Annotated in this window: 6 protein-coding genes; 3 read left to right on the forward strand and 3 right to left on the reverse strand. The window is 56.7% G+C overall.

What is annotated here, in order from left to right; all coding sequences use genetic code 11:
• Positions 1–577, forward strand: a 577-nt coding sequence (locus QT222_RS08940) for a deoxyhypusine synthase family protein (protein ID WP_491476964.1), incomplete at its 5' end; no start/stop codon positions are given.
• A gap of 47 nt (positions 578–624) precedes the next feature.
• Here the strand turns inward: QT222_RS08940 and QT222_RS08945 are convergent.
• Positions 625–2,574 (reverse strand): copper-translocating P-type ATPase, encoded by a 1,950-nt coding sequence (locus QT222_RS08945; protein WP_491476966.1) that lies wholly within the window; start codon positions 2,572–2,574, stop codon positions 625–627.
• Between the two features lie 530 nt (positions 2,575–3,104).
• Positions 3,105–3,533: a CBS domain-containing protein gene (locus tag QT222_RS08950; protein WP_004056130.1), complete on the reverse strand. Its 429-nt coding sequence runs from the start codon at positions 3,531–3,533 to the stop codon at positions 3,105–3,107.
• 220 nt (positions 3,534–3,753) lie between these two features.
• Between QT222_RS08950 and QT222_RS08955 the strand changes: the two genes are divergently transcribed.
• Positions 3,754–4,632, forward strand: coding sequence for a universal stress protein (locus tag QT222_RS08955; protein WP_004056131.1), 879 nt, complete (start codon positions 3,754–3,756; stop codon positions 4,630–4,632).
• A 199-nt stretch (positions 4,633–4,831) separates the two neighbouring features.
• On the opposite strand, the gene QT222_RS08960 is transcribed toward QT222_RS08955, so the two are convergent.
• Positions 4,832–5,470, reverse strand: coding sequence for a phosphoribosyltransferase (locus QT222_RS08960; RefSeq protein ID WP_004056133.1), 639 nt, complete (start codon positions 5,468–5,470; stop codon positions 4,832–4,834).
• A gap of 270 nt (positions 5,471–5,740) precedes the next feature.
• On the opposite strand from QT222_RS08960, the gene QT222_RS08965 reads away from it, so the two are divergent.
• Positions 5,741–6,727, forward strand: a 987-nt coding sequence (locus tag QT222_RS08965; protein ID WP_491476965.1) for an NAD(P)-dependent alcohol dehydrogenase, incomplete at its 3' end; no start/stop codon positions are given.

Below are 6,727 nucleotides of genomic sequence, written 5' to 3' on the forward strand. Positions count from 1 at the left end.
CATCCTCTTCGTTACGTCTGACGGGTACGTCTGGTTGGAGGAATACCTCTATGATTTCGTCGAGGACTTCTTCGCCGAGGAGAAGGTACGGGCGCCGACGGCGTGCGCGCGCGAACTCGGGGAGACGCTCGACGACGAGGATTCGGTCTTGAAGCAAGCGGCGGATAACGACGTGCCGGTGTATTGTCCGGCGCTCACAGACGCCGAAGTCGGGAACTTCCTCTATTACTATCGTCAGGGCTACGACTCGGAGGTCGGCATCGAGATTCTGGACGACTACGACTCACTCATCGAAGATGGACTGTTAGCTGACACGACGGGACTTATTGCGGTCGGGGGTGGCGTACCGAAGCATCACGCGATTATGACGAACCTCTTCCGTGGCGGTGCGGATTACGTCGTCTACATTTCGACCGGGATGGAAGGAGATGGGTCGCTGTCCGGTGCACCGCCGAACGAGGCTGTGTCTTGGGGTAAAATCAAGGAACGAGAGACGAATTACACGCAAATTGAGGCAGAGGCGACGCTCGTCTTCCCTCTCCTTGTCGCGGGTGCGTTCAAGGAGACAGGGAACTAAAACGACTTTCGACGTCTTCAGACTGGCTGAGACCGCCACAGAAGATGTCAGATCGACAAATCAACCCTCTTGAGCCGGCGAGCGTTGATTGCGACGATAATCGTCGAAAGGGACATGAACACTGCACCGATTGCTGGTGACAGCAGGATACCGACCGGAGCGAGGACCCCCGCTGCCAGTGGGAGTGCAACCACGTTGTAGCCAGTTGCCCAGACGAGGTTTTCCTGCATCTTTCGGTAACTTGCCTTCGAGAGGCGAATGAGCCGGACAACGTCCAGCGGGTTGTTGTCGACGAGGATGATATCTCCCGATTCGATGGCGACGTCCGTCCCAGAGCCGATTGCGACTCCGACGTCTGCCCTCGCGAGTGCCGGGGCGTCGTTGACGCCGTCACCGACCATCGCAACTAGTTTCCCCTCTGACTGTAGCTGTTCGACTTTCGTGTCCTTCTCCTCGGGCAAGACCTCGGAGAAGTACTGGTCGATACCGAGTTCCTCGGCGACGGCCTTCGCCACGTCTTCAGAGTCACCGGTCAACATTGCTACCTCGATACCCATCGCGTGTAGTGCCTCGATGGCTTGCCGGCTCTCGTCGCGGACTACGTCCGCAAGTGCGAACGCTGCCACAACTTTGGAGTTCTCTCGTACGAGATAAATGACCGTCTGGGCGTTCGCTCCCGCTTCGGCGGCGAAGGCGGCGATTTCGCCGGACGGCTCGACGCCAAGTTTTTCAATGAGGTTGGGCCCTCCGAGATGGACTGTTTCTCCATCGGCGGTAGCCCTGACACCGAGTCCACGAAGATTCTCGAAACCCGTGACCTGTTCTCGTTGTACCCCTCGTTCCTCGGCGCTGTTCCGAATGGCACGAGCGATCATGTGTTCGGAGTCGCTCTCAACACCGGCCGCGATTTCGAATACCCGTTTTTCGTCCCAGACCTCCGTGGTCTGGACACCGACGACACCCTGTTCGCCCTTCGTCAGCGTTCCTGTCTTGTCGAACATCACCGTATCTAGATTTCGTGCTTCTTCCATCGCAATACGGTCGCGAACCAGCATGCCGTTCTGCGCAGCAGTGGAGGTGTTGATAGCGACCACGAGTGGTACAGCGAGTCCGAGTGCGTGCGGGCACGCGATGACCAGTACCGTCACAACCCGTTCGAGGACGGTAATGTTGGACCCGACCGCAACGACCCACGCGACAGCTGTGATGCCTGCGACGGTGAGCGCGATATAGAATAGCCACCCTGCTGCGCGGTCGGCGAGTAACTGGGTTCGGGATTCCGACTGCTGAGCCTCCTTGACGAGACGCATGATACCCGCTAGCGCTGTCTCCTCACCGGTCTTTGTCACCTGGACCCGGAGGCTGCCGTCTTGGTTGACTGTTCCGGCGATGACCTCTGTGCCGGGTACCTTCTCGACGGGCCGAGACTCACCGGTAATCATCGACTCATCGACGGAGGAGTCACCCTCCACAACTTCACCGTCGGCCGGAACGCTCGCGCCCGGACGGACAAGCACGACATCTCCTACAGTCAGGTCGGAGATGGGAACTTCTTCGGTGTCTCCACTCTCGGTGACCCGCTCTGCGGTATCCGGCATAAGTTTCGCCAGTTCGTCGAGCGCCCCGGAAGCCTGCCGAACGGAGCGCATCTCCATCCAATGGCCCAGCAGCATGATGTCGATCAGCGTGACGAGTTCCCAGAAAAACGGCGTTGTCCCTTCGAGAAACAGGCTCGCGATGGAGTAGACGAATGCGACCGTAATAGCGAGTGAGATGAGCATCATCATCCCCGGTTCGCGATTCTCGAGCTCCGTCCGGGCCATCGAGAGGAACGGAACTCCACCGTACGCGAAAATTATCACCGACAGGACGGGTGTGACCCAGACGCTCCCGGGGAACGTGGGCGCGGTGTAGGTGAAGACATCCTGAATGAATTCGCTGAAGAAAATGACTGGTGCCGAGAGAACGAGCGACACCCAGAACCGGCGGCGGAACATCCGTTCGTGGCCGGTGTGGTCCGTGTGTGCTCTCTGATCTTCATAGTCAACTCCATGCTCGTGCCTCTCGTGGTCGTGCTCGTCTGCTGCGTAAGGGGGGTGTTCGGCCTCCGCGTGACTGTGCGGATGCTCGGTTCCGTGTTCGTGGGCTGGCTGTTCGTCCACTCCTGCCACACCTACTCCGTCCGCGCCCTCCTCTTGGCTGTGCTCTCCCTCACCTGCTGAATGTTCGTGTCTATCGGGTAGCTTCGAGACCGTCCCTCGCGTTTCACCCTCTGATTCTAGCTGGCAGACACGACAACAGGGGATTGTCCCCTCGATCTGGGGATGAGAACGATATCTCGGTGATTGCTTGTCCGAATGCTCGTGGTTTGGGTGGGTACTCATAGATTGTCCATTGGTGTCTTTCTACATCTTGCTGTTCGGTTTCGAATACTGATTGTGGGAGCCCAGAACGACCGTTCTCGGGAGCAGACGGCGCAGTGTTTGGTGACCGACGAAGCGCAAACGAAAAGGTGTGGTTACGAGAGTCAGTCCTCTGGCTTGTATTCGCGAGATTGCCATTCGATTACCGTCGCAACGTCTTTCAACATCTCGCCCGTCGTTGCGACGACATCGTCGAGCGTGGCGATGCCGACGAGTGCCCCTCCGTCGTCAACGACAGGAATCCGACGGACCTGTCCCTCCGCCATCTTGGCCGGAAGGTCAACTGCTGTCGCGTCCTCGTGAATCGTAAGCGGATCTGCCGTCATGATGTCTTCGGCAGTGAGTTGGGTTACATCGTCGTGTTCTGCGACGGCGAGGGCGATGTCACGGTCTGTGACCATCCCGACTGGCTTGTCGCCTTCGACGACGACGAGGTCACCGAGTTGTTCGTCCAGCATCGTCTGAGCGAGGTCTGTAACCGAGGCTTCCCGACTGGTTGTCATCGCGTCGACGGCGATATTTTTCACTGGCATAGCTATATAGGTGTATGGTAGCACTCGACAAAATTTCGACTGCGCCTACCACCAAGTGAGAATCGCAGGTAGACTTTTAGGCCCGATAAACACGCTCTATCGGTAGGAAGGAAGCTGGTCTGAGCGTATTCTTGAACATCGAATACACCGCTGCACACACGAGATACACATGCTCTGAGCTTGGGTTATTTGATTCTCGAAACCGTAGATAAACGCCAGTATGTACGACGAGATACTCCTTCCGATGGATGGCAGTTCGGAAGCTGAAGCGGCAGTTGTCCGGGCGCTCGACCTCGCTCGAATTGGCGACGCAACGGTCCACATCCTCTACGTCGTCGATACCAGCCCTGAACCACCTGGTTTAGGGTCTTCAGCACGAGACGAATTACGGAACTACTCCGAGCGGCGCGGGCGGGATATGACCCAGCAGGTACAGAAACGAGCCGACGAGAGTGGAATCGCGGCCGTTCGTACCGTCAGCGAAGGCATTCCGCATCGAGTAATTACCAAGTATATCGAAGCGAACGACATCGACCTCGTGATGATGGGGACCCACGGTGAAGCGGGGCGCGGGGAGTTCTTGACGGGACGGGCGACGGAACGAGTGGTTGCACTCTCGGACGTACCGGTGATGTCCGTTCGGGTTGCCCCAGACGTGACTGTCCCGACTGAGGGCTACGCCATGTATGACGACGTCGTCGTCGCGACCGACGGCAGCGACGCTGCAGAACGTGCTGCCGAACACGGGCTTGGTATCGCCGAGCGATACGGCGCTGACGTTCACGTGGTGTACGTTATCGACACGACGACCTACGGGCTTGGAGATGCTCCTCGGAGCATCGTCGGTCTCCTCAAGCAGGGCGGTCAGAATGCAATCACCGATATCGAAACAACTGCTCGCGACCGGAACCTCCCGGTGACAACGACCGTCTTACGGGGCGTCCCAGAGGACGAAATCCTCTCCTATGCTGACGGCGTTGACGCCGATGTTATCACCTTGGGGACTCGTGGCCGGAGTGCGGGACCTGAGCACCTACTCGGAAGCACGACTGCGCGCCTCGTCGGTCGGTCAGATATTCCGGTGTTTACCACGAGCTAATATGAGTATCCACGGACTCTGTCAGGTGTGTGAATCGATGGCTGCCGAACAGCAGTGTCAGCAGTGCGGCGCACTCGTTTGTCACACCCACTATGACGAAGAGACTGGCCTGTGTATCAACTGCGCATCAGCAGTTGGTTCCCGATGAGGAATAGTTGCAATAGGTGAAATCAGTGGTATCGGGTCACTATTCACCCGATTACGACTCCTGTTCCAGGTATGTCATCGCCTCTTCGTCAGTCACTTGTTCGAAGTTGCGGTAAAACTGACCGACACCCATGAAGCTACTCGGTGTCTGGAGACAGACGACCTCGTCGACCATCTGTCGAACCTCGTCTATCGTGTGTGGTGGCCCAACTGGGACCGCGACGATGACCCGATCTGCAGCGGTACGGACTGGTTGAATACAAGCCTTGATGGTCGACCCCGTCGCCACTCCATCGTCGACGATGACGACCGTTTTATCGGTCAAGTCGGGTGCGTCGCCCTCTCGGTAGCGCTCTGCTTTTGCGCGCGCGTTTTCCGCCTCCTCTGCCCGCTTTTGTTCGAAATACTCCTCGTTATCACCGAACCCACGGAGACCCTCTTCGTTACGCCAGACGCTCCCGTCGCTCGTAACCGCGCCGAGCGCATATTCGGGATTCCCCGGCGCTCCGATTTTCTTCGCGACAACGATGTCGAGCGGGACATCGAGCGCGTCCGCGACAGGCCGCCCGAGCGGAAGCCCACCCCGTGGGATGGCGAGTACGATATCCGCCTCGATATCGCGTCGATTGAGCTCCTCTGCGAGTAACTGTCCCGCCTCGGTTCTGTCTGTAAACTTGCTAGTCGCTCCCATTGTCTCACTGTATAGTATTCTCCATGCCACTATTTAACACACGGGCCTTGTTGTTTGTCTGCCTATCGTGCTGGCTTACCGGGCGGTAGCACAGTTCCCGACGGTTTACGGATACGATTTACCCTCCGACAGCACGTCGTTTTGTTCTGTCTTGCGGTGAAGCGGATGCTGACTGGTCTGGTAAAACTACATGCGCGGGTCCTCGAATCGGAGTAGCAAACCAACGATTATGTTGTCTCAAATATATAATACAAATAAGAAATAATCGCCATGGTAGATTATGGTAATGCGGAAGATAGGAGTCATCGTTCAGCGAATATGACGGTCGATGCGGCGACTGGAAGGCAGGACGGAGACAAAATGAACGCAGTTGTGTACTCTGAGTATGGCGATCCCAGTGTTTTCGAACAAAAAGAAGTGGATAGGCCGACCCCCAACGACAGTGAGGTATTGATAGACGTTCGTGCAGCGTCGGTGAACGCTGGTGACTGCCATCTCATGAGGGGGTCACCGTTCTTAGTCCGCTTCATGTACGGTGGTATTCTACAACCGAAATTACAGATACTCGGGATGGATGTTGCGGGTCGGGTCGAAGCCGTAGGCAAAAATGTGACGCGGTTTCACCCGGGTGATGCGGTATTTGGGGACGTATCGAAGTGTGGTTTTGGCGGCTTTGCCGACTACGTTGTCGCAACGGCAGATACGTTGGTGATGAAATCTGCTGACGTTTCGTTCGAGGAAGCGGCGGTCGTGCCGACAGCAGCAGTCACCGCCCTTCAGGGTCTTCGGGGTGCTGGACAGATTCAGTCGGGCCAAAATATCTTGATTAATGGTGCGTCCGGCGGTGTCGGGACGTTTGCGGTGCAAATTGCCAAATCGTTCGGGGCTGACGTAACCGGCGTCTGCAGCACGGAAAAAATGGAAATCGTTCGCTCGATTGGGGCAGACCGCGTCATCGACTACACCCGAGAAGAGTTCACCGAACATAGACAATCGTACGATTTGATTCTTGATACTGCGGCATCACATTCTCTGTTTGATTACAAGCGCGCATTAACACCAGAGGGAACCTATGTCATGGTGGGTGGTCCAGTCGGTCGATTGTTTCAAGCTATGATTTTCGGACCGTTACTGTCTGTAGTCGGGAGTAAGAATCTACGTAATTTGCTGATGGAACCTAACAAAGACGATCTGGCCTTCGTAAAGGAACTTCTCGAAACCGGTACAGTCAAGCCTGTTATCGATAGTCGATACGCG

This window comes from Haloferax sp. s1 (assembly GCF_058382125.1).